The following is a 21,405-nucleotide window of genomic DNA, read 5'->3' as shown; positions in this document are numbered from 1 at the left end:
AGGGTAGCGATGCACGCTGCGCTGAATCTGGCGGTGGATGCCAGAGAGCTGGTCAAGACCTACAAGGGCGGCGTCGAGGCGGTGCGCGGGATCAGCCTGCGCATCCCGGCCGGCTCCGTCTTCGGCCTGCTCGGCCCGAACGGGGCGGGCAAGTCGACCGTCGTCAAGATGCTCACCACGCTGTCCGCGCCCACGTCCGGGACCGCGACCGTCGCAGGGCACGACATCGTGCGCGAACCGAACGCGGTGCGCCGGGCGATCGGCTGCGTCGCCCAGGAATCAGGGGTCGACGTGCAGGCCACCGGCCGGGAGAACCTGATGCTCCAGGGCCGCATCTACGGGCTGCGCGGCCGCGAGCTGAACCTCCAGACCATCGAGCTGCTCGACCGCTTCACGCTCACCGAGGCCGCCGACCGCCTGGTCAAGACCTACTCGGGCGGCATGAAACGCAAGCTCGACGTGGCGATGGGCCTGATCCACCAGCCGCAGGTGCTCTTCCTCGACGAGCCGACCACCGGCCTGGACCCCGAGGCGCGCGCCGAAATGTGGGAGCAGCTCAGGGAACTGGCATGGGATCGCGGCCTGACCATCCTGCTGACCACGCACTACCTGGAAGAGGCCGACCAGCTCGCGCAACGGCTCGCCATCGTCGACAGGGGCCGGATCGTCATCGAAGGCAGCCCGGACGAGTTGAAGGCGGAGTTGCACGGCGACGCGGTCACGCTCGAACTGGCCGCGGACGCGGACGCCGAGCGCGGCCGGGACCTGCTCGGCTCGATGACCGTGGTCGAACAGGTCGCGCTGGACGGACGGGTGCTGCGTGCGCGCGCGGCCGACGGGGCCAGCGCCGTGCCCGGCCTGCTCGGCGCGCTCGACGCCGCCGGCGTCACCGTCGCCGCGGTCACGGTCGCCCGGCCCTCGCTCGACGACGTGTACCTGCGGCACACCGGCCGGTCCTTCTCCGAGGCCGAGGAAGAGGCGGGCCGCGCGAAGCGCCAGGACCGTTCCGCCGTGGCCGCGTAACCAGTCGCTCGCATCATCGACGCAAGGGAGGAACAGTGCTCGCGCTCACCCACACGTGGTACATGACGCAGCGTCACTTCAGAGCTTTCGTCCGCCAGCCCATGTACGTGGCCTTCACCCTCGTGCAGCCGGTGATCTGGCTCTTCCTGTTCGGCCAGCTGTTCAAGCGGGTGACCGAACTGCCCGGCTTCGGCGAGGGCGTCAACTACGTCACCTACCTGGCGCCCGCGATCGTGGTCATGTCCGCGCTGTTCGGCTCCGGCTGGGGCGGCATGAGCATCCTCGAAGACCTCAACCGCGGCGTGATCGACCGCTTCCTGGTCTCACCGGTCAGCCGCGGTTCGCTGATCGCCGGGCGCCTGATCGTCCAAGGCGTCGCAACGATCATCCAGGCGGTCATCATCCTGCTGCTCGGCGCGCTGGCCGGAGCCGACTACCGGCAGGCGGTGCTCGGCGCGCTGGTGCTCCTGGTGGCGGCGAACCTGCTGGCCACGGCGATCGGCTCGCTCTCCTACGGCCTCGCCCTGGTCGCCCGCAAGGAGGAGTCGATCATCGCGGTCTCCAACTTCGTGCTGCTGCCCCTGCAGTTCCTCTCCACCGGCTTCATGGCCGCCGCGCTGATCCCGGGCTGGATCCGCTCGGTCGCCGCGTACAACCCGGTCAACTGGACGCTCACCGCCGGCCGCGGCGCGCTGATGCCGAACCCCGACTGGGGCTCGATCGGCGCCCACCTCGGCTACCTCGCGCTGTTCGTCATCGCCTGCGGGCTGCTCTCCACCCGGGCCTTCAGGTCGTACCAGCGCTCGATCTGATCGGCGCGGACCCGGTCGTGGACACTTGACGCATACCCCCAGTCGGGTTATGAAGTAGCTATAACCCTTCACTAACCCCATGAGGGAGGTATGGTGCCCAAGATCAATGTCTACGTCCCGGACGAGCTGGCCGAGGCGGTGAAGGAAGCCGGCATCCCGGTCTCGGCCGTGTGCCAGCGGGCGCTCGAGACCGCGGTGCGCAGGGTCACCGCGATCCGGGAGGCGGTGCTCACCCCGTCGACGGGACTCGAAGAGCGATCCGACCGGCTGACCCACTTCACCCAGCGCTCCCGGACCGTACTCAAGCTGGCCGCCCAAGAGGCACGCGACCGGTCCGCGGCCGAGGTGGGCACCGGGCACCTGTTGCACGGTCTGCTCGCCGAAGGCGGCAACCTCGCGCTTCAGGTGCTCGGCGCCATGGAAATCGATCCGGAGCAGATCCGGCGGGAAATCGACCGGTCTCGGGCCGACGCGCCCGCGGCAAGCGCGGCGGGCCCTGGCGAGGCCGGGACGTCCGCCGAGCAAACCGCGGCGCCCGCCGTCGACGGACTGCGCTTCGGCAGCCAAGCGGCGGCAGCGCTCGAACTCGCGGTCACCGAGGCGACCTCGCTCGGCCACAACTACGTGGGCTGCGAGCACCTGCTGCTCGGGCTGGTCGCGGAACCGGACGGCGAGGGCGGGCGCATCCTGCGCGGCCTCGGCGCCGAGCTGCGGTTGACCCGGCGCGCCGTCGGCGCGGCGATCGCAGGGTACGTCCACCTGCGCGCGCAGCAGGGGCAGAACACCGCGCCCGCGACCGCACCCGAGCTCGCGGACCCGATGACCAAACTGTCCGCACTGATCGACCAGCAGCTCAAGCCGGTCGTCCAGCGGCTCGAACGGATCGAGAACAACATGCGTCTCGGCGACGGCTGAGCCACACACGGCGCTGCAGCGGGTCCACGTGCCTGCTGACATGCACATTCCTGCTTGCGGGAGCACCCGGTTCCGGAGTCCCGGGAGAGTTATCCACAGATTTCCGGAACCGGGTGTTGTGCGGCGAGCGGCTCCGTAACGTCGGAAGCGAAGATCACGACCGTGATCCCCGCATCCTGAGGAGCCGTCATGTCAGGCAGCGAACGCCCTGGATTCACGCACTACGAGTTCGACGGGACCGCCCGCGCCGTCGGCGTCGAACCCGCCGCCGCGCCGGTGCGCAGGCCCGGTCGATTGGACCAGCTCGCACAGCGGATCAACGATCGATTACCGGTCACGCTGCGCGGCCGCTGGCGGCTCGACTGGCGCTCCGGCACGGCACTGGCCGCGGCCGTCGCCCTCGCCGCCGTCGTGTTCGGCGGCTGGACCCTTTTTCGCGCCCGATCGCAGGCGGTCGCCCGCCCGCAGTTGTTCGCCGCAGGGCACAAGGCACACCGATCGGCCGCCGCCTGGGAACGCACCGGCGCCGCGCGTCCGGACCCGGGGCTCGACCCGCCCGGAACCGATACCACGGGCACCGAAGCCGCGGGCGTTGATTCGGGCATTGATCCGGGTTCTGGATACGCGGGTTCGGCCGTGCCGCTCGACACCGCGGGCCCGCTGCCGGCGGCCGCGGGTTATCCGGGGTCCGCGGCGATTGGGACGGTAGTCGTCGACGTCGAGGGAAAGGTGGCCCGTCCCGGAGTCTTCCACCTGCCCGCCGGTTCGCGGGTGATGGACGCGCTAAGAGCAGCGGGCGGCGCGTTGCCGGGCACGGACCTCGCGCCGCTGAACCAGGCGCGGATCCTCAACGACGGAGAGCAGGTGCTCGTCGGCGCGGCCCCGGGCCTCGAAGGCGCCGCCGGTCTTCCCCCGGCGAGCGCCCGTGCAGGCGGACGCGGCAAGGCGCCGCTGACCGGACCGGTGCACCTCAACACCGCAACCGCGCAGCAACTGGAGCAGTTGCCCGGGGTCGGGCCCGCGCTGGCACAGCGGATCCTGGACTACCGCGCCGAGCACGGCCCGTTCACCTCCATCGCCGAACTGCGGCAGGTGCACGGGCTCGGCCCGAGCAAGCTCGCAGCGTTACGCCGGTGGGTGACACCGTGAGACGGCGCGGCGGTCCCGCCGACGTCAGGCTGCTGCCGGCGGTGATCGCCGGCTGGGCGGCGACCTGGCTCGGCCTGTCGCTGCCGCCCGGGTTCACCGCCGCGGCAGGCAGTGCGGTCGGCCTCGGCGGCGTGGCCGGACTCATCCGAGCAAAGCGCCGGCTGGTGGCGCATCCCACGCAGCCGGAACCGTGGTCCTCCGCGCTGTGCGCGCTGCTGCTCGTCGGGGCCGGACTAGCGCTGTCAGCCGCCTTACACGTCGCGGCCGGCTCCAGCGGACCGGTGCCGCACCTGGCGGCGCAGTCAGCCTTCGTCGGTACGACGCTCACGGTCACCGGCGACCCGCGCAGGGTCGCCACCCGGCGCCCGCCCGACCAGCTCTCGGGACGTAACGGCCTGCACGGCTCCGCGGGTTCCTCCGCGCTGGTGCTGATCCCGGTACGCATTACCCTGATCGTCCCGGAGCGCGGAGCGTCAGACCAGCCCGCCTACCGCGTCGGCACCGCAGCCACCGTGCTCGCCCTGCCCCGCTCCCAGGCCGACCTCGACGCCTGGCTCGCCCTGCTGCCCTCACAGCACCTGTCGGTCTTCGGGCGGCTCGAGCCCCCGCGCGGTGGCACCCGCGATGCGGCGCTTCTCGTCGCGCACGCGGCGCCCAAGCTGATCGGCGGCCCCTCTCCGGTGCAGCGGCTGGCCGGCCGGCTGCGGGCGGACCTGCGCGAAGCGGCCGCCGACCTGCCCGCCGAGGAGGCCGGGATGTTGCCCGCGCTGACCGTCGGCGACATCAGCCGCGAGCCGACCGAGCCAGCCGAGGCGCTCAAACGCACCGGGCTGACCTACCTGACGGTCGTCAGCGGCGAGAACCTGGTGTTCGCCATGGCGGCGCTGCTGCCCGTGGCACGCTGGGCCGGACTGCGCGGCCGGGCGGTCACGGCGGCCGGAGCCGTGTTCGTGGTCGGATTCACCGTGCTCGCCCGGCCCGGCCCGCCGATGGTGCGCGCCACGGTCACCTCGCTGCTCGGCTGCTTCGCCGCGCTGTCCGGCCGCCGCTTCCGCGCCCTGGCCGCCATGGCGGGCGCCGTGCTGGTCCTGCTCCTGGTCGACCCCTGGCTCGCCCGGAGCTACGGTTTCGCGCTGTCCGTCGCGGCGACCGCGGGTCTGCTCGTGGCGGCGCCCGGCTGGTGCGACCGCCTGCTCGACCGCGGCCTGCCGCTCTGGGCGGCGGCGCCGGCGGCCGCGACCGCAGCCGCGGAGTTGTTCTGCGAGCCGCTGCTGGTCACCTTCTCCGGCTCGCTGCCGCTGATCGCCGTGCCCGCCAACGTGCTGGCCGTGCCGGCCGCGCCCGTGGCCACGGTACTGGGCATCGGCGCCATGGCCGCGGACGCGCTCTCCCCGGCACTCGGACACGCGGTCGCCTGGGTCGCCCAATGGCCGGTGCGGTGGATCTGCCTCGTCGCGCGGACCGGCTCGGCGGTACCCGGCGCGGCGATCGGCTGGCCGCGCGGCCTCGGCGGCTGCGGCCTGCTGCTGGCCTGCTACGCCCTGGCGTGGCGGCTACTCGCACGCACTCGCCGCCCGGCCGGGGCCGGTGGCGGTTCGACGCCACATGCCCGGAGCAGTCTAGACAAGATCGGCTTGGTGTAGATATGACTGGGGATCGTCGCCGAGGGAGGGGCGAGCAACCGGACCGGAGCGCCGGAGGGGAGCGCTCGCGTCCAGGCTCGGTGGCTACCACGCATCGGCGCAGACTGCTCCGGTTGGGCGTGCTGACCCTCATCGGTGTGCTGATCACGGGAGCCGTGGCCGTGGTGCGGCTGGCCGTGGCGCCCGCGTGGCCGCCGCGCGACTGGGCCATGGTCGTGTGCGACGTCGGCCAGGGCGATGCGCTTCTGCTGCACACCGGACCCTCGACCGCGATCGCCGTGGACACCGGGCCACAGCCCGAGCGCGAGGACGCCTGCCTGCGCCGTTTCGGCATCACGCGCCTCGCTCTGGTCGTGCTCACCCACTTTCACGAGGACCACATCGGCGGCCTGGCCGGCCTGCTCGCCGGGCGGGCGGTCGGCGCGATCGAGACGACGCTCGTCGAGGATCCGGCCGCCGGAGCCAGGCGGGTGCGCGACGAGGCGGCCGCGGCGGGCGTCCCGGTGCGCCAGGTGCGGCCGTTCGAACGCGGCAGCCTCGGCAGGGTCGCGTGGCACGCGCTGTGGCCGGATCCGCGGGAACTGCCCGCGGTCGAGGCTCCGGCCGCGGACCAGGACGAGCGCAGCGGAGAGGGTTCCGGCCCGAACAACTCCTCGATCGTGCTGGCCGTGTCCGTCGCCGCGGACCCGGCAGGCTCGGCCGCGCCGCTGACCGCGTTGCTGACCGGCGACATCGAGACTCCGGTCCAGCAACTGCTGCTGACCGGAAGCCACCGCGGCGACCTGCGCGCCGAGGTGCTCAAGGTGCCACACCACGGCTCGGCGAATCAGGCCGTAGGTTTCGACGCGGCGGTCGGCGCGAGCGTCGCGGTGGTCTCGGTGGGGCGCGGAAACCCGTACGGGCACCCGTCAGCGCGTGCGCTGCGCTTCGCTGGAGCCGACGGAGCGCGGGTATACCGCACCGACCAGGACGGCGACGTGGTCATCGGCGAGGTGCCGAACAGCGGCCAGATCGCGGTCACGGCTCAGCACGGCGACGGCGTGCCCGGCGACCTGGCCGGCGCGTCCGGCGACGCGCGGCCGGGCGACGCGCCGCACGGTCGCCGCAGCCACCGCCATGCGCGCGAATACAGCGGCAGCTACGGCCATAGCCACGATCAGCAGTTCGGGCGCACCGCCTCCGGTCGCGATGACCAGGGGCCGGCGTCCGACCGAGACCGTAGGATCGGTAACCATGCAGCCCCCAGTCGCGAAGACCATTGCGCACCAGCGTGTCCATCACGGCGACACCGTGGACGATCCCTACTTCTGGCTCGCCGACAAGGAGAACAAGGAGGTCATCGCGTACCTCGAGGCCGAGAACGCGTACACCGAGCAGCGCCTGGCCGGGCTGGCCGGGCTGCGCGAGCGGATCTTCCAGGAGATCAAGGGCCGCACCCAGGAGACAGACCTGTCGGTGCCCGGCCGCAAGGGCGACTGGTGGTACTACGCCCGGACCGAGGAGGGCAAGCAGTACGCCATCCATTGCCGGCTGCGCGCAGCCGGGGACACCCCGCCGCTGCTGCCCGCGGACGGTTCGGCGCTGCCGGGCGAGCAGGTCCTGCTGGACGGCAACGAACTGGCCGAGGGCCACGGCTTCTTCAGCCTGGGCACCTTCGACGTCTCCCCGGACGGGCGGCGCCTGGCGTACTCGGTGGACTTCGCGGGCGACGAGCGCTTCACCCTGCGGATCAAGGACCTGGAGTCCGGGCGGCTTCTGCCCGACGAGATCCCGGGCACCTCCTACGGCACCGCCTGGTCCCGCGACGGGTCCACGCTGTTCTACCTGACCGTCGACGAGGCGTGGCGGCCTTACCGGGTGCATCGGCACGCGGTGGGCGCGCCGGTCGAGCAGGACGTGCTCATCTACGAGGAGAGCGACGAGCGCTTCTGGGTGGGCGTCGGACTGACCCGCAGCGAGCGTTACCTGCTGATCTCGGTCGGTTCCAAGGTCACCAGCGAGCTGCACCTCCTGGACGCGGACGACCCGGCCGGGCAGTTCCGGCTCGTCGTCGCCCGGCAGAACGGGGTCGAGTACTCGGTCGACCACTGGGCGCACCCCGGCGACCGCTCCAAGGACCTGCTGATCGTGCTGCACAACCGGGACGGCAAGAGCAACTTCGAGCTGGCCACCGCCTCGGTGCACGCTCCGGACGAGTGGACCGCGCTGATCCCGCACCGCCAGGACACCCGGCTGCTGGAGGCCGAGGCATTCGCGGGCCACCTGGCGGTGGAGTACCGCCGCGACGGGCTCACCGGGCTGGCCATCCACCCCGTCGCCGACGGTCGGCCGTCCGCGCAGGGCACGCCCATCGCGTTCGACGAGCCGGTGTACACCGTCGGGATCGGTGAGAACCCCGAGTTCGAGACCAGCCGGCTGCGGCTCGGATACACCTCGATGGTCACGCCCTCGACCGTCTACGACTACGACATCGCCACCGGCGCACTGCACCTGCTCAAGCGACAGCCGGTGCTCGGCGGCTATGAGCCGGCCGACTACGAGCAGCACCGGGTGTGGGCCACCGCGGAGGACGGCACGCGCGTGCCGATCTCGGTGGTGCACCGCAAGGGTGTCGAACGTGACGGCAGCGCGCCCGCGCTGCTCTACGGTTACGGCTCCTACGAGATTTCGCGCGACCCGTACTTCTCGGCTGCCCGCCTCTCGTTGCTCGACCGCGGATTCGTGTACGCCATCGCGCACGTACGCGGCGGCGGCGAGATGGGCCGCTCCTGGTACGAGGACGGCAAACTGCTGGCCAAGCGCAACACCTTCACCGACTTCGTCGCCTGCGCCCGGTCTCTGGCGCGGGAAGGCTGGACCGGCGTGGACCGGCTGGTCGCGCGCGGCGGTTCGGCCGGCGGGCTGCTGGTCGGCGCGGTGGCGAACCTGGCGCCCGAGGCGTTCCGCGGAATCGTGGCGGAGGTGCCGTTCGTCGACCCGCTCAACACGATCCTCGATCCGACGCTGCCGCTGACCGTGATCGAGTGGGAGGAGTGGGGCAATCCGCTGGAATCGGCGCAGGTCTACCGGTACATGAAGGGCTACAGCCCCTACGAGAACGTGGAGGCGAAACAGTACCCTTCAATCCTCGCCACCACGAGCCTCAACGACACGCGGGTCTACTACCACGAGCCGGCCAAGTGGATAGCGCGGCTGCGCGCCACCGCGACCGGCGGCGACTTCCTGCTCAAAACCGAGATGGAGGCGGGCCATGCCGGCCGCTCCGGGCGCTACGACGCGTGGCGGGAAGAGGCGCTGACGCTGGCCTGGGTCATCGCGACCGCCACCGGTTCGCCGGCCGGCGAGGCCGCCGGCGCGGACCGCGCCGCGGCGCAGGGCTGAACGCGATGGCCGGATCCAGGGCGGCCGGCGGCGCCGCGCCCGCGCCACTGACCCTGGTCAGCGGGCCGGAGGAACTGCTCGCCGACCGGGCCGTGGCCGAGGTGGTCGCCGCGGCCCGGGCGGCCGACCCCTCCGTCGAGATCTGCGATCTGGCGCCCGGCGCGCTGCAACCGGGCGGGCTGGCCGAACTGGTCTCGCCGTCCCTGTTCGGCGAGGCCAAGGTCGTGGTACTGCGCGCGATCCAGGACCTCGGCGCGGACCAGGCCGAGGAGGTCAAGCGGTACCTGGCCGACCCGGCCGAGCAGATCGTGCTGGTGCTGACGCACCCGGGCGGTGTGAAAGGCAAGGCGCTGCTCGACGCGGTCCGCAAGCACAAGCCGGTCGTGGTGGACTGCCCGAAGCTGACCAAGCCGGCCGAACGGATCACGTTCCTGCGCGCCGAGTTCCGCCGGCAGCGGCGCGCGATCAGCGAGGAGGCCGCGCAGGCGGTGGCGGACGCGGTCGGTTCCGACCTGCGCGAGCTCGCCGCGGCGGCCGATCAGCTGATCGCCGACACCGAGGGCACGGTCGACGAGGCCGTGGTCGCCCGCTATTACAGCGGAAAGGCGGAGGTCTCCGGCTTCGCCGTGGCGGATCTGGCGGTGGAGGGCCGGCTCGGCGAGGCGCTGGAACAGCTGCGCTTCGCGCTGGACACCGGCGTCGCCTCGGTGCTGATTACCAGCGCGCTGGCCACCGGGGTGCGGCAGATCGGAAAGGTGGCCGCCGCCGGACCCAACGCGCGCGACCTCGGCATGCCGCCCTGGCGGGTGGACAAGATCCGCAGGCAGGCCCGGGGATGGACCCCGGACGGCTTGAGCGTCGCCCTGCGCGCCGTGGCCACGGCCGACGCGGCGGTGAAGGGAGCGGCGGCGGATCCGGCTTACGCGCTGGAGAAATGCGTCGTGGCGATCGCCGGCGCCCGCAGCGCGCAGCGTTGACGGCATTCTCGCGGGTCCGCTTCCCGCGCGAACCCGGCGGGCGATGATCAGCCGAAGCAGCGGCCCGGCCGGATTCACGTGAATCCGACCGGGCCGCGACGTGCTGGCCTGGATCAGGCAGCCATGTCGTTGACCTTCTTCGCCAGCGCGGACTTCTTGTTCGCGGCCTGGTTGGCGTGGATGACGCCCTTGGAGACCGCCTTGTCCAGCTGGCGGGAGGCCGCTCGGGTGAGCTCCTGGGCCTTGGCCTGGTCGCCGGCCTCGACCGCCTCGCGGGCCTTGCGGATCGCCGTCTTGAGTGACGACTTGATCGACTGGTTGCGCTGACGCGCCTTCTCGTTGGTCTTGATCCGCTTGATCTGGGACTTGATGTTCGCCACGAAAGCCTCTTCGGTGTCCTGGTGGTGGTTACAGCGCGGCGGACCCCGGTTTCGGTTCCGGCGGTCGCGCGGCGTCTTGGAGGTGTGACCACCGGCGGGCCTCAACGGCCCGCGCGTCCCAGGGGGACGCTGTGCAACGCCGCGCTGCTGCGGACCTTTGTCGTGAACGCGGTCCGCAGGCCACGCGACTGGCCACTTTAGCAGCCGTCGCGCGCTGCCCCGAAACCGCGCTCAATCGGTCAGGAGATTGACGCAGTGCGCCGCGCCGATGCCGAACCGGACCATTCAGGCGCCTTCCGGCGATCGGGACGAGCGGCCGGGCGGGAGATCACCGCTTCGCGGCGCTCCAGCATGGCACGGCCCTCATGCCGTCCGCTGGCACTTCGCCGGGACGCCGTCGCTGCGCGGGCCGCGTCCGTGGGACCATGGAGCCGGTTCCCACCAGTCGAATGGAATTACTTCGTTGCCCTCGCTTCCGCCCAACGTGCCGCAGCCGTCCCGCACGGACCCCGCGCTGATCCGGAACTTCTGCATCATCGCGCACATCGACCATGGCAAATCCACCTTGGCCGACCGCATGTTGCAGCTGACGGGCGTGGTCGACGAGCGGCAGATGCGCGCGCAGTACCTCGACCGGATGGACATCGAGCGCGAGCGCGGCATCACCATCAAGTCGCAGGCGGTCCGGCTGCCCTGGCGGGTGGGAAGCACGACGCACATCCTCAACCTGATCGACACGCCCGGGCACGTGGACTTCACCTACGAGGTCTCCCGCTCGCTGGCCGCTTGTGAGGGCGCGATCCTGCTGGTGGACGCGGCGCAGGGAATCGAGGCGCAGACCCTGGCGAACCTGTACATGGCGCTTGAGAACGATCTGACGATCATCCCGGTGCTCAACAAGATCGACCTGCCCGCCGCGCAGCCGGAGAAGTACGCCGCGGAGCTCGCGCGCCTGATCGGCTGCGCACCCGAGGAGGTGCTGAAGGTCTCCGGCAAGACCGGGCAGGGCGTGCCCGAACTGCTGGACCACGTGGTGCGCACGATCCCGGCCCCGGTCGGCGATCCCGGCACCAAGGCCCGCGCGATGATCTTCGACTCGGTCTACGACTCCTACCGCGGCGTGGTCACCTACGTCCGTGTCGTCGACGGTCACCTGTCCAAGCGTGAACGCATCCTGATGATGTCGACCGGCGCGACGCACGAACTGCTGGAGATCGGCGTCATCTCGCCCGAGCCGACGCCCGCCGACGGCCTCGGCGCCGGCGAGGTGGGTTATCTGATCACCGGCGTCAAGGACGTGCGCCAGTCCAAGGTCGGCGACACGATCACCGCCCAGAACAAGGGCGCCACCACCGCGCTGGGCGGCTACAAGGAGCCCAAGCCGATGGTGTTCTCCGGGCTCTACCCGATCGACGGCTCGGACTACCCGGACCTGCGCGAAGCGCTGGACAAGCTGCGCCTCAACGACGCCGCGCTGGTCTACGAGCCGGAGACCTCGGCCGCGCTGGGCTTCGGCTTCCGCGTCGGGTTCCTCGGCCTGCTGCACCTGGAGATCATCCGGGAGCGGCTGGAGCGCGAGTTCAATCTGGACCTGATCGCCACCGCGCCGAACGTGGTGTACCGCGTCGTGATGGAGAACGGCCAGGAGTACACGGTCACCAACCCGAGCGAGTTCCCCTCGGACGGCAAGATCGCCGAGGTGTACGAGCCGATGGTGCGCGCGACCGTGCTGTCCCCCTCCGACTACATCGGCGCGATCATGGAACTGTGCCAGTCCCGGCGCGGCAACCTGCTCGGCATGGACTACCTGTCCGAGGACCGGGTCGAGTTGCGCTACACGCTGCCGCTCGGCGAGATCATCTTCGACTTCTTCGACGCGCTCAAGTCCAAGACCCGCGGCTACGCCTCGCTCGACTACGAGGCGACCGGCGAGCAGCAGGCCGAACTGGTGAAGGTGGACATCCTGCTGCACGGCGAGAAGGTGGACGCGTTCTCCTCGATCGTGCACAAGGACCGGGCCTACAACTACGGCGTGAAGATGGCCGAGCGGCTCAAGGAGCTGATCCCGCGTCAGCAGTTCGAGGTGCCGATCCAGGCCGCGATCGGCGCCCGCGTGATCGCCCGCGAGACGGTGCGCGCGATGCGCAAGGACGTGCTCGCCAAGTGCTACGGCGGCGACATCACCCGCAAGCGCAAGCTGCTGGAGAAGCAGAAGGAGGGCAAGAAGCGGATGAAGATGGTCGGCCGCGTCGAGGTGCCCCAGGAAGCCTTCATCGCCGCGCTGTCCACCGACTCCGACGCGCCGACCGACGCCAAGAAGAAGTAGATCCGGTCGAGGGCGGACAATAGCCTCATGCCTTCAGCCGCACCCGACGGAATCCCGGTTCCCGGCGACGGCGCCCTGCCCGCGGCGTCGGCCGCCGCGTTCGGCGAGCGGTCGTTCGGCTTCTACGTGCACGTGCCGTACTGCGCGACGCGCTGCGGTTACTGCGATTTCAACACCTACACGGCGAAGGAGCTCGGCGGCGGCGCGTCCCAGGCGTCTTACGCACAGAACGCGATCGCGGAGATCCGGATGGCGCGGCGGGTGCTCGGGGACCGCTACGTGCCGGTGGAGACGGTGTTCTTCGGCGGCGGCACGCCGACGCTGCTGCCCGCGCGCGAGCTCAAGGCGATCCTCAAGGCGATCCGCGACGAGTTCGGGCTCGACGCGGCGGCCGAGATCACCACGGAGGCGAACCCGGAGTCGGTGGACGAGAAGTACCTGGTGGAACTCGCCGAGGGCGGTTTCAACCGGATCTCCTTCGGCATGCAGTCGGCGCGCAGGCACGTGCTCGAGGTCCTGGAGCGCGGGCATACGAGCGGCCGGCCGGAGCAGTGCGTGCGCTGGGCCTACGACGCGGGATTCGAGCAGGTCAACCTGGACTTGATCTACGGCACGCCGGGCGAGACCGACGACGACTGGCGCGCTTCGCTGGAGGCGGTCATCGCCGTCTATCCGGACCACGTCTCCGCCTACTCCCTCATCGTCGAGGAGGGAACGCGCCTCGCGGCCCGGATAAGGCGCGGCGAGCTGCCTGACATCGACGAGGACGTACACGCCGACCGCTACACGATCGCGGACGAGTTGCTGACCGCGGCGGGCTACAGCTGGTACGAGGTTTCCAACTGGGCGGTGTCCGAGGACGCGCGTTGTCGCCACAACCTGCTGTATTGGAGCGGCGCCGACTGGTGGGGCATCGGGCCCGGCGCGCACAGCCACGTGTCAGGTACGCGCTGGTGGAACGTCAAGCACCCGGCGGCCTACGCGCAGCGCGTCGCCGAGGGCCGCTCGCCGGGGCACGCCCGGGAGCTGTTGAACGCGGCGGACCGGCGGGTCGAGCGGATCCTGCTGGAACTGCGGCTCAGCGACGGCCTCGACCTCGCGCTGCTTTCCCGGCAGGGCCGCGCTGCCGCCGGCCGCGCGATGCAGCAGCGGCTGCTGGAACCCCTGCCGTTCGCGGACGGCCACGCGGTGCTGACGCTGCGCGGCCGGCTGCTCGCGGACGCCCTGGTGCGCGACTTCACCGACTGAGCCGCCGCGCAGCGCGAACGCCGCGGCATTCCCCGCCTTTCCGCTGACTAGTCGATCTCGGCGCTGCCCTCGCGGTAGATCCTGGCGGAGGCGATCCTGCCGTCGCGCAGCCGGTAGAACCCCGCGATCCGGAACGAGTGCGGGCCGTCCGAAGCGGTCAGTGTCTCGGTCAGTTCGCAGGCGACCCGGTCGTTCGCGGTGATGACTTGCACCACCACGAGGGTGGGCCGCAGGCCGGCGATGGCGGCGGCGAAGAGCTCAGTCAGCTCGGCGCGCCCGCGCACGATGGTGGTGCCGGTGACCCAGACCGCGTCCTCGGTGAAGCCTGAGATCAACGCCTCGACGTCGCCAGCGTTGAAAGCCGCGATGTGCCGCCCGATCACCTCGGCGGGATCCTTGCCCGTCACGGCGCGGTGACGAAGTCGATCAGCGCCTCGACCCTGCCGAGCAGAGTAGGCTCCAGGTCCTTGTAGGAGGTCACCGCGCCGAGGATGCGGGGCCACGCCCGCCGCGGGTCGAGCGGCCAGGACGGGTCCTTGCGGCGCAGGCGCTCGCAGACCCCTCGTTTCCACTCCTCGGTGCGAGGCACCCTCGGCCACGCCTCGAAGCCGAGCACGGCAGGTTTCACGGCCTGCCAGATGTCCACGTAAGGGTGGCCGAGCACCAGAACGCTCTCTTCGCGGCCCTCCTGCGCCTCGCGCGCGATCCGGGTCTCCTTCGAGCCGGCGACCATGTGGTCCACCAGCACGCCGAGCCGCCGGCCGGCACCGGGCCGGAACTCCTCGATGATGCCCGGCAGGAAGTCCACGCCGTCGAGCAGCTCGACCACGACGCCTTCGACGCGCAGATCGTCGCCCCAGACCCGTTCGACCAGTTCCGCGTCATGCTTGCCCTCGACGTAGATGCGGCCCTCGCGCGCCACCCGCGCCCGCAACCCGGCCACCGCCCGGGAACCGGACGCCGTGCGCTCCTGGCCCGCCTGCCCGGCCTTCGGCCGGGGCCGCACCAACACGACCGGCTCGCCGTCCACCAGGAAACCCGGGCCGAGCGGGAAGACCCGGTGCTTGCGGAAACGGTCCTCCAACGTGACGGTGAACCCGCCGGGCGTCTTCTCGACCCGCACCACCGCGCCGCAGAAGCCGGTGGTCACCTCCTCGACCACCAGCTCGGCCGCCGCCTCGACCTGTGGAAGCGCGGTGCGTGCGGGCGCAGACAGATCGTGCGGCCCGTAATGCCGGGCCCGCGGGTCACGGCCGCCGGGACCGAATCCTGGGTTCACCCGGTCGAGGCTAGCGTGCGGCCGGCCCCGGGCGGCAGATCGGCAGCCCCTGCTTGAAGACTGAGCCCGGTGCCGCGCCGTACACTGTACTAGCCGCCATTGGCACTCGCGGTCATTGAGTGCCAGGAGCGCTCGGTGATCAGGCCGCTACAGGAGCGGGAGGTGGTGGACGTGCGCGAGGAGCCCAGGCCGGGCGAGACATGGCCGGGCGATTCCAGGGGCGAGGACGCTCGACTGGACCGCAGGCGCCTGGAAGTGCTGCGCGCGATCGTGCAGGACTACGTCTCCACCCAGGAGCCGGTCGGCTCGAAGGCCCTGGTGGAACGGCACAACCTGGGAGTCTCTCCGGCGACCATACGCAACGACATGGCCGCGCTGGAGGAGGACGGCTACATCCACCAGCCCCACACCAGCGCCGGCCGCGTGCCCACGGACAAGGGATACCGCCTGTTCGTGGACCGCCTCTCCAGCGTCAAGCCGCTCTCTTCCGCGGAACGCAACGCGATCCACGCCTTCCTCGGCGGCGCCGTCGACCTGGACGACGTGGTCTACCGGACGGTGCGGCTGCTCGCGCAGATCACACGGCAGGTCGCGGTCGTGCAATACCCGTCGCTGTCGCGCTCCGCGGTGCGGCACGTCGAACTGGTCGCGATCACGCCGAGCCGTGTCATGCTGGTGCTGATCACCGACACCGGCCGGGTCGAGCAGCGCTTCGTGGAGACGATCCCGCTGGGCGAGTCGACCCTGGCCGACCTGCGCGCCCGGCTCAACGCGCTGATCGTCGGGCACCGGCTGGCCGACGTACCGGGCCGGGTGGAGGACTTCGCGGAGCAGTTCGTGCACGAGGACCGCCCGGCCGTGGACGCGCTGGTCGCCGCGCTGCTGGAGGTCATCGTGGAGCAGCGCGAGGAGCGGGTCGTGCTCGGCGGCACCGCCAACCTCGCCCGGTTCCGCCAGGACTTCCCCGACACCATCGGTCCGGTGCTCGAAGCGCTGGAGGAGCAGATGGTGCTGCTCAAGCTGCTCGGCGAGACGACCGGGCCGTCCACGCTCACGGTGCGTATCGGGCATGAGACAGGGTATGAGGGTCTTTCGTCCACCTCCGTCGTCACCAGCGGTTATGGCCGCGACGGTGACACGGTCGCGCAACTCGGGGTGCTCGGCCCGACGCGGATGGATTATCCGGGCACTATGGGGGCGGTGTCGGCCGTTGCACGTTACGTGGGGAGGATCCTTGATCAGGCGTAGCCTGATCGGCCGCTTCGCGTCACGACGCTCGTCCCCGGCGTTCAGCGGTCAAGGAAACTGGTAAACAGAGCACTACAACAGGCACAGACGCATAACGCAGGCAGTGTCCGATCCGGCTGGAGTTTACACACGTGGCGACCGACTACTACGCGGTCCTGGGGGTACGGCGTGACGCCACCCAGGAGGAGATCAAGAAGGCGTACCGCCGTCTCGCCCGCGAACTGCATCCGGACGTCAACCCGGATCCAGAGACCCAGGAGCGGTTCAAGGAGATCGGACTGGCGTACGAGGTCCTCTCCGACGCGCAGAAGCGCCAGGTCTACGACCTGGGCGGCGACCCGACCCGCGCCTCCGCCTCGCCGGGCGGGCCGGGCGGCTTCGGCGCCGGGTTCGCGTTCAGCGACATCATGGACGCGTTCTTCGGCGGCGGGGCCTCGCGCGGGCCGCGCTCCCGGGTGCGCCGGGGCCAGGACGCGCTGATCCGGGTCGAGATAGACCTGAGCGAGGCGGCCTTCGGCGCGCAGCGCGACATCCAGGTCGACACGGCCGTGGTCTGCCCGACGTGCGCCGGCGACGGCGCGGCGCCGGGCACCTCGCCGGTCACCTGCGACATGTGCCGCGGGCGCGGCGAGGTCTCCCAGGTCACCCGGTCGTTCCTGGGCCAGGTGATGACCTCGCGGCCGTGCCCGCAGTGCCAGGGCTATGGCACGGTCGTGCCCACGCCCTGCGTCGAGTGCGCGGGCGACGGGCGGGTGCGTACTCGCAGGACCCTGACGGTGAAGATCCCGCCGGGCGTGGACAACGGCACCCGGATCCAGCTGGCCGGGGAGGGCGAGGTCGGGCCGGGCGCGGGCCCGGCCGGCGACCTGTACATCGAGATCGTCGAGGAGCCGCACCCGATCTTCCAGCGCCGCGGCGACGACCTGCACTGCACGGTCACCATGCCGATGACGGCGGCGTCGCTGGGCACGAAGATCCCGCTGGAGACCCTGGACGGCTCGGTGGACCTGGACATCCGGCCCGGAACCCAGTCCGGTCAGGCGATCACCCTGCGTGCCCGCGGCATCCAGCACCTGCGCGGCACGAGCCGGGGAGACCTGGTGGTGCACGTGGAGGTGCAGACTCCGAAGAACCTCGACGCGGAGCAGGAGGAGCTGATGCGCAAGCTCGCCCGGCTGCGTGGCGAGGAACGTCCCTCGGGCACCTTCGCCCCGGGCAAGCAGGGCCTGTTCTCCCGGCTCAAGGACGCGATCAACAACGGCTGACCGCGAGAAACCGGACGACGAGCGGATCGCGAGCTCTCGATGACGACTGTTCCCGTGTTCCGCGTCGAGACGGCCAGACTGTCCGGCGCGGCGATCCGGCTCGACGGCCCGGAGGGGCGCCACGCCGCGCTGGTGCGCAGGCTGCGCCCCGGCGAGCGGGTCGATCTGACCGACGGCGCCGGACGGCTGGCCGAGTGCGTGGTGCGCGCGGCCGGTGGACCCGGTGATCCGGCACTCGACCTGGAAGTGCTGGAGCAGCGCAGCCTGCCCGGTCCCCAGCCGCGCATCACCGTCGTGCAGGCACTGGCGAAGGGGGAGCGCGGCGAGCTGGCGGTCGAGCTGATGACCGAGCTCGGCGTGGATGTGATCGTGCCGTGGCCGGCGTCCCGTTCGATCGTGCAGTGGCGCGCCGAGCGGGGCGAGAAGGCGCTGGCCAAGTGGCGCTCGACCGCCGCGGAGGCGGGCAAGCAGTCCCGCCGGGTCTGGTGGCCCGAGGTGACTGAACCGGCGAGCACCGCGCGGGTGGTCGAGCTGCTGGCCGGCGCGAGCCTGGCGGCCGTGCTGCACGAAGACGCGCGATCCTCTCTGGCCGATCTCGAGCCCACCCGGACGGGCGACATCGTACTGGTCGTCGGGCCCGAGGGCGGGATCTCCCCGGATGAGCTGCGCGTCTTCGGCGAGGCGGGCGCGGCTGCCTACCGCATGGGGCCGACCGTTCTACGCACCTCGACGGCCGGGGCCGCCGCCGTCGCAGTGCTGCTCGCGCGCAGCGGCCGCTGGTCGGCGCAGAACCAGTCAGCACAGCACCAGTCAGCACAGCACCAGTTAACACAGAACCAGCCGGCATAGGAGTCGGCGTAGACCACTGGTCGGCGCGCACTACCAGCAGTGCTCGCGGGTGAGGGTGTCCGTCTCGGTGTCGGTGAAGAAGATGTGCACCAGGCCCTGCGTGCAGGCCCCGGCAGGCGGCACGTACGGCGCCGACCAGAAGCCCCGGTCGCCCGCGGCCGCGACGAAGCTGCGCGCGCCGTTGATCGCGTCGTGGGCGGCGTCGAAGACCGCCAAACCCACGCCGTAGCGCTGCTTGAGCTCCCGGAACTGGAGCCATGGGTATGCGTAGGCGTACACGCTGTGGCAGGTGGGCGAGTAGAACTGCTTCACCGAGAACGCGATCAGGCCGTGCCGGCGCGCATAGGACGTCGCACCGACTTGGCGCGCATCCGGGCACGGGATCGGGACCAGCGCGGCAGCCTCGGGAGCGGCCGTCGAGGCGGACCGGCTCCCCGGCGCCGCGGCGGTCGGCCCGGCCATCGCGGCCGGCGCCGCGGCGAGCGTGAGGATGAGCGCGGCGGTGACGACAACGTGCGCTGCGAAGCGATTCATGGGCGGGTGGCTTTCCCTGGGCGCGGGGACCGGATCCGATGCCCGCTTGCGATCATGGTGGCGATCCGGAAACGGTACACACCGTCCGGCGCACTAAAGCCTCTAAGATCAGTGCGACCGTACGGAATCGACTCGTTCGCACGAATCGCGATCACCGAAATGAGCGAATCGAGCTCCGCCGCGACAGTTTCTGAGGGTGGTATGAAAAGCGTGGAAGCGGCCTACGACGACAGCTGCCTGTTCTGCCGGATCGTGGCGGGGCAGATCTCCGCGACAGTGGTGCGCGACAGCGCCGACTTCCTGGCGTTCCGCGACATCGCGCCGCAGGCGCCGACCCACGTGCTGGTGATCCCGAAGCGGCACGGCTACCGCGACGTCGCGCAACTGGCCGCCGAGAATCCGGACCTGGCCGCGCGGCTGCTCGCCGAGGGCGCCGAGGTGGCCCGCCAGGAGGGGCTGGCGGACAACGAGATCCGGCCCGGCTACCGTTTCGTGTTCAACACCGGCGACGCCGCGGGACAGACGGTCTACCACGTTCATCTGCACGTTCTCGGCGGCGACGCACTCGGGCACTTCGGCCGCGCGGGCCTTGGCTGAGCGGGCCGGCGGCCGGCCGGGAAATAATGGGCAGTGAACCAGACGTTCGTGCTCGATACGATGGTTAGCGTCCATCGTCGACGTCGAGTGAAGGAATGATTCGAAGGCCCCTGCGGCCAGCCTATGAGTGAGCAGCCGAACCGGTCACGTACCGCTTCCCCATCCCGCGCGCGCACCCGCAAGGGCGCACCCGCGACTGCCGCGCCCGCCTCGCCCTCCGCTGAGCCCGAGGCCGCCGCGACCCTCGCCCAGACGAAGATCACGATCCCGGCGGCGCATCCCATGGTGGCCGTGCTGGGCACCGGCGACAGCATCCTGCGCGTCATCGAGGAACAGTTGCCCGGTCTCGACCTGCACGCCCGCGGCAACGAGATCACCGCGTCCGGCCCGCGCGAGGACGTGGAGCTGGCCGAGCAGCTGTTCAGCGAGATGCTGCTGGTCCTGCGCACCGGCGCGCCGCTGACCGAGGACGCGGTGCAGCGCTCGATCGCGATCCTGCGCTCCGCCCGCAGCGGCGAGGCCGGCGAACGGCCCGCCGAGGTGCTGACCCAGAACATCCTGTCCAACCGGGGCCGCACCATCCGGCCGAAGACCGTGAACCAGAAGCGGTACGTCGACGCGATCGACAAGTACACGATCGTCTTCGGCATCGGCCCGGCCGGCACCGGCAAGACCTACCTCGCGATGGCCAAGGCCGTGCAGGCGCTCCAGGCCAAGGACGTCAACCGGATCATCCTGACCCGGCCCGCGGTCGAGGCGGGCGAGCGGCTCGGCTTCCTGCCCGGCACCCTGTACGAGAAGATCGACCCGTACCTGCGCCCGCTCTACGACGCGCTGCACGACATGATCGACCCGGACTCGATCCCGCGCCTGATGGCCGCCGGGACGATCGAGGTGGCTCCCCTCGCGTACATGCGTGGCAGGACGCTCAACGACGCGTTCATCATCCTGGACGAAGCGCAGAACACCTCCGCCGAGCAGATGAAGATGTTCCTGACCAGGCTCGGGTTCGGCTCCAAGGTGGTCGTCACCGGCGACGTCACGCAGGTTGACCTGCCCGGTGGCACCGACTCCGGGTTGCGCGTGGTCCAGGACATCCTGGAGGGCGTGGAAGACATCCACTTCTCCCGGCTGACCAGCACCGACGTGGTGCGTCACCGGCTGGTCGGCGAGATCGTGGACGCCTACGGGCGCTACGACGCGGCCCGGCAGGAGCGCGAGCAGGCGGGCATCGCTCCGATGAACCGGGCGCAGCGGCGCGCCGCACCGCGCACCCGCGCGGTGGGATGATTCCCGCCATGTCGATCGATATCAACAACGAGTCGGGTGTGGCCGTGGACGAGGCGGCCATCGTCGCGCTCGCCCGGCACGTGCTCGACCAGATGGGAATCCACCCGCTGGCCGAGCTGTCGATCCTGCTGGTCGACACCGCCGCGATGGAACAGCTGCACATCCAGTGGATGGACGAGCCGGGGCCGACCGACGTGCTGTCCTTCCCGATGGACGAGTTGCGCCCCTCGCGCGCCGAGGACGACAACGAGCCGTCCCCGGGGCTGCTCGGGGACGTGGTGCTGTGCCCGGAGGTGGCCGCCAAGCAGGGCGAGGCGGCCGGCCATTCGATGGCGGACGAACTGCATCTGCTCACCACGCACGGCATCCTGCACCTGCTCGGTTACGACCACGGCGAGCCGGACGAGAAGGCCGAGATGTTCGGACTCCAGCAGGAACTGCTGGACCGCTGGCGCAAACGCGGCGCCGACGAGCGGCGCGGGCGCTGAG

General features: G+C 71.1%; 21 protein-coding genes and 1 pseudogene. 16 read left to right on the top strand and 6 right to left on the bottom strand.

The annotated features are described in order from the left end of the window. Positions 1 to 9 precede the first annotated feature (9 nt). The 6 genes and pseudogenes from KGA66_RS02850 to KGA66_RS31940 all read left to right on the top strand — a co-directional run. Positions 10 to 1,023 carry an ATP-binding cassette domain-containing protein gene (locus tag KGA66_RS02850; protein ID WP_211464157.1) on the top strand — a complete coding sequence of 338 codons (1,014 nt, stop codon included), beginning with the start codon at positions 10 to 12 and terminating at the stop codon, positions 1,021 to 1,023. 62 nt (positions 1,024 to 1,085) lie between these two features. Next, on the top strand, positions 1,086 to 1,835 hold the full coding sequence (locus KGA66_RS02845) for an ABC transporter permease (protein ID WP_281416358.1): 750 nt from the start codon (positions 1,086 to 1,088) through the stop codon (positions 1,833 to 1,835). A 93-nt stretch (positions 1,836 to 1,928) separates the two neighbouring features. Continuing rightward, positions 1,929 to 2,750, top strand: coding sequence for a Clp protease N-terminal domain-containing protein (locus KGA66_RS02840; protein ID WP_211464151.1), 822 nt, complete (start codon positions 1,929 to 1,931; stop codon positions 2,748 to 2,750). Between the two features lie 189 nt (positions 2,751 to 2,939). Beyond that, complete coding sequence (locus tag KGA66_RS02835; protein WP_211464149.1) at positions 2,940 to 3,899, top strand: ComEA family DNA-binding protein; 960 nt, start codon at positions 2,940 to 2,942, stop codon at positions 3,897 to 3,899. Then, on the top strand, positions 3,884 to 5,542 hold the full coding sequence (locus KGA66_RS31350; RefSeq protein WP_211464147.1) for a ComEC/Rec2 family competence protein: 1,659 nt from the start codon (positions 3,884 to 3,886) through the stop codon (positions 5,540 to 5,542). Before KGA66_RS02835 ends, KGA66_RS31350 begins: the two co-directional genes overlap by 16 nt. 2 nt (positions 5,543 to 5,544) lie before the next feature. Further along, positions 5,545 to 5,976 (top strand): annotated as a pseudogene (locus KGA66_RS31940) (ComEC/Rec2 family competence protein); the annotation flags it as partial. On the opposite strand, the gene KGA66_RS29645 reads toward KGA66_RS31940, so the two are convergent. After that, positions 5,910 to 6,275, bottom strand: coding sequence for a hypothetical protein (locus tag KGA66_RS29645; protein ID WP_246506920.1), 366 nt, complete (start codon positions 6,273 to 6,275; stop codon positions 5,910 to 5,912). The pseudogene KGA66_RS31940 and the gene KGA66_RS29645 overlap by 67 nt on opposite strands. Before the next feature lie 175 nt (positions 6,276 to 6,450). Further along, on the bottom strand, positions 6,451 to 6,777 hold the full coding sequence (locus KGA66_RS02820) for a hypothetical protein (protein ID WP_211464145.1): 327 nt from the start codon (positions 6,775 to 6,777) through the stop codon (positions 6,451 to 6,453). On the opposite strand from KGA66_RS02820, the gene KGA66_RS02815 reads away from it, so the two are divergent. Together KGA66_RS02815 and holA are read left to right on the top strand one after the other, a co-directional pair. Then, entirely contained in the window at positions 6,776 to 8,923 is a 2,148-nt protein-coding gene (locus KGA66_RS02815; RefSeq protein WP_211464143.1) for a S9 family peptidase, read from the top strand. The genes KGA66_RS02820 and KGA66_RS02815 overlap by 2 nt on opposite strands. A gap of 5 nt (positions 8,924 to 8,928) precedes the next feature. Next, positions 8,929 to 9,900: a DNA polymerase III subunit delta gene (holA, locus tag KGA66_RS02810; protein WP_211464142.1), complete on the top strand. Its 972-nt coding sequence runs from the start codon at positions 8,929 to 8,931 to the stop codon at positions 9,898 to 9,900. A 113-nt stretch (positions 9,901 to 10,013) separates the two neighbouring features. On the opposite strand, the gene rpsT is transcribed toward holA, so the two are convergent. Further along, a complete protein-coding gene (gene rpsT, locus KGA66_RS02805) occupies positions 10,014 to 10,280 on the bottom strand; it encodes a 30S ribosomal protein S20 (protein WP_211464141.1) in 267 nt (88 codons plus the stop codon). A gap of 463 nt (positions 10,281 to 10,743) precedes the next feature. On the opposite strand from rpsT, the gene lepA reads away from it, so the two are divergent. Together lepA and hemW are read left to right on the top strand one after the other, a co-directional pair. Beyond that, positions 10,744 to 12,606 carry a translation elongation factor 4 gene (lepA, locus tag KGA66_RS02800; protein ID WP_246506919.1) on the top strand — a complete coding sequence of 621 codons (1,863 nt, stop codon included), beginning with the start codon at positions 10,744 to 10,746 and terminating at the stop codon, positions 12,604 to 12,606. Positions 12,607 to 12,633: 27 nt separating this feature from the next. Then, positions 12,634 to 13,854 (top strand): radical SAM family heme chaperone HemW, encoded by a 1,221-nt coding sequence (gene hemW / locus KGA66_RS02795; RefSeq protein WP_211464140.1) that lies wholly within the window; start codon positions 12,634 to 12,636, stop codon positions 13,852 to 13,854. A 47-nt stretch (positions 13,855 to 13,901) separates the two neighbouring features. On the opposite strand, the gene KGA66_RS30785 is transcribed toward hemW, so the two are convergent. Further along, on the bottom strand, positions 13,902 to 14,261 hold the full coding sequence (locus KGA66_RS30785; RefSeq protein ID WP_211464139.1) for a nuclear transport factor 2 family protein: 360 nt from the start codon (positions 14,259 to 14,261) through the stop codon (positions 13,902 to 13,904). Further along, entirely contained in the window at positions 14,258 to 15,133 is an 876-nt protein-coding gene (locus tag KGA66_RS02785; RefSeq protein WP_312886710.1) for a DUF3097 domain-containing protein, read from the bottom strand. The genes KGA66_RS30785 and KGA66_RS02785 overlap by 4 nt, the downstream gene beginning before the upstream one ends. Positions 15,134 to 15,367: 234 nt before the next feature. Here KGA66_RS02785 and hrcA point away from each other — a divergent pair, with 234 nt between their 5' ends. The 3 genes from hrcA (at position 15,368) to KGA66_RS02770 (ending at position 18,495) form a co-directional block, all read left to right on the top strand. Further along, positions 15,368 to 16,381, top strand: coding sequence for a heat-inducible transcriptional repressor HrcA (gene hrcA / locus KGA66_RS02780; RefSeq protein WP_246506938.1), 1,014 nt, complete (start codon positions 15,368 to 15,370; stop codon positions 16,379 to 16,381). Positions 16,382 to 16,512: 131 nt separating this feature from the next. Then, positions 16,513 to 17,646: a molecular chaperone DnaJ gene (dnaJ, locus tag KGA66_RS02775; RefSeq protein WP_211464138.1), complete on the top strand. Its 1,134-nt coding sequence runs from the start codon at positions 16,513 to 16,515 to the stop codon at positions 17,644 to 17,646. A gap of 39 nt (positions 17,647 to 17,685) precedes the next feature. Further along, on the top strand, positions 17,686 to 18,495 hold the full coding sequence (locus KGA66_RS02770) for a 16S rRNA (uracil(1498)-N(3))-methyltransferase (protein WP_211464136.1): 810 nt from the start codon (positions 17,686 to 17,688) through the stop codon (positions 18,493 to 18,495). 30 nt (positions 18,496 to 18,525) lie between these two features. Here the strand turns inward: KGA66_RS02770 and KGA66_RS02765 are convergent, their stop codons facing one another. Continuing rightward, entirely contained in the window at positions 18,526 to 19,029 is a 504-nt protein-coding gene (locus KGA66_RS02765) for a hypothetical protein (RefSeq protein ID WP_211464134.1), read from the bottom strand. Positions 19,030 to 19,230: 201 nt separating this feature from the next. Here KGA66_RS02765 and KGA66_RS02760 point away from each other — a divergent pair, with 201 nt between their 5' ends. From KGA66_RS02760 to ybeY, 3 genes are all read left to right on the top strand, one after another. Continuing rightward, a complete protein-coding gene (locus tag KGA66_RS02760; protein ID WP_211464133.1) occupies positions 19,231 to 19,626 on the top strand; it encodes a histidine triad nucleotide-binding protein in 396 nt (131 codons plus the stop codon). A 282-nt stretch (positions 19,627 to 19,908) separates the two neighbouring features. Next, positions 19,909 to 20,916 carry a PhoH family protein gene (locus KGA66_RS02755; protein ID WP_369015798.1) on the top strand — a complete coding sequence of 336 codons (1,008 nt, stop codon included), beginning with the start codon at positions 19,909 to 19,911 and terminating at the stop codon, positions 20,914 to 20,916. 8 nt (positions 20,917 to 20,924) lie between these two features. Further along, the gene (gene ybeY / locus KGA66_RS02750; protein ID WP_211464123.1) at positions 20,925 to 21,404 is read left to right on the top strand and encodes an rRNA maturation RNase YbeY; all 480 of its coding nucleotides are present in this window, start codon (positions 20,925 to 20,927) and stop codon (positions 21,402 to 21,404) included. The last annotated feature ends 1 nt before the right edge of the window (position 21,405 follow it).

The sequence above is a fragment of the Actinocrinis puniceicyclus genome (assembly GCF_018283645.1).
GTDB classification, from domain to species: domain Bacteria; phylum Actinomycetota; class Actinomycetes; order Streptomycetales; family Catenulisporaceae; genus Actinocrinis; species Actinocrinis puniceicyclus.
Note: the sequence above shows the minus strand (reverse complement) of the source record. Positions and strands in the feature narration are given on the sequence as shown.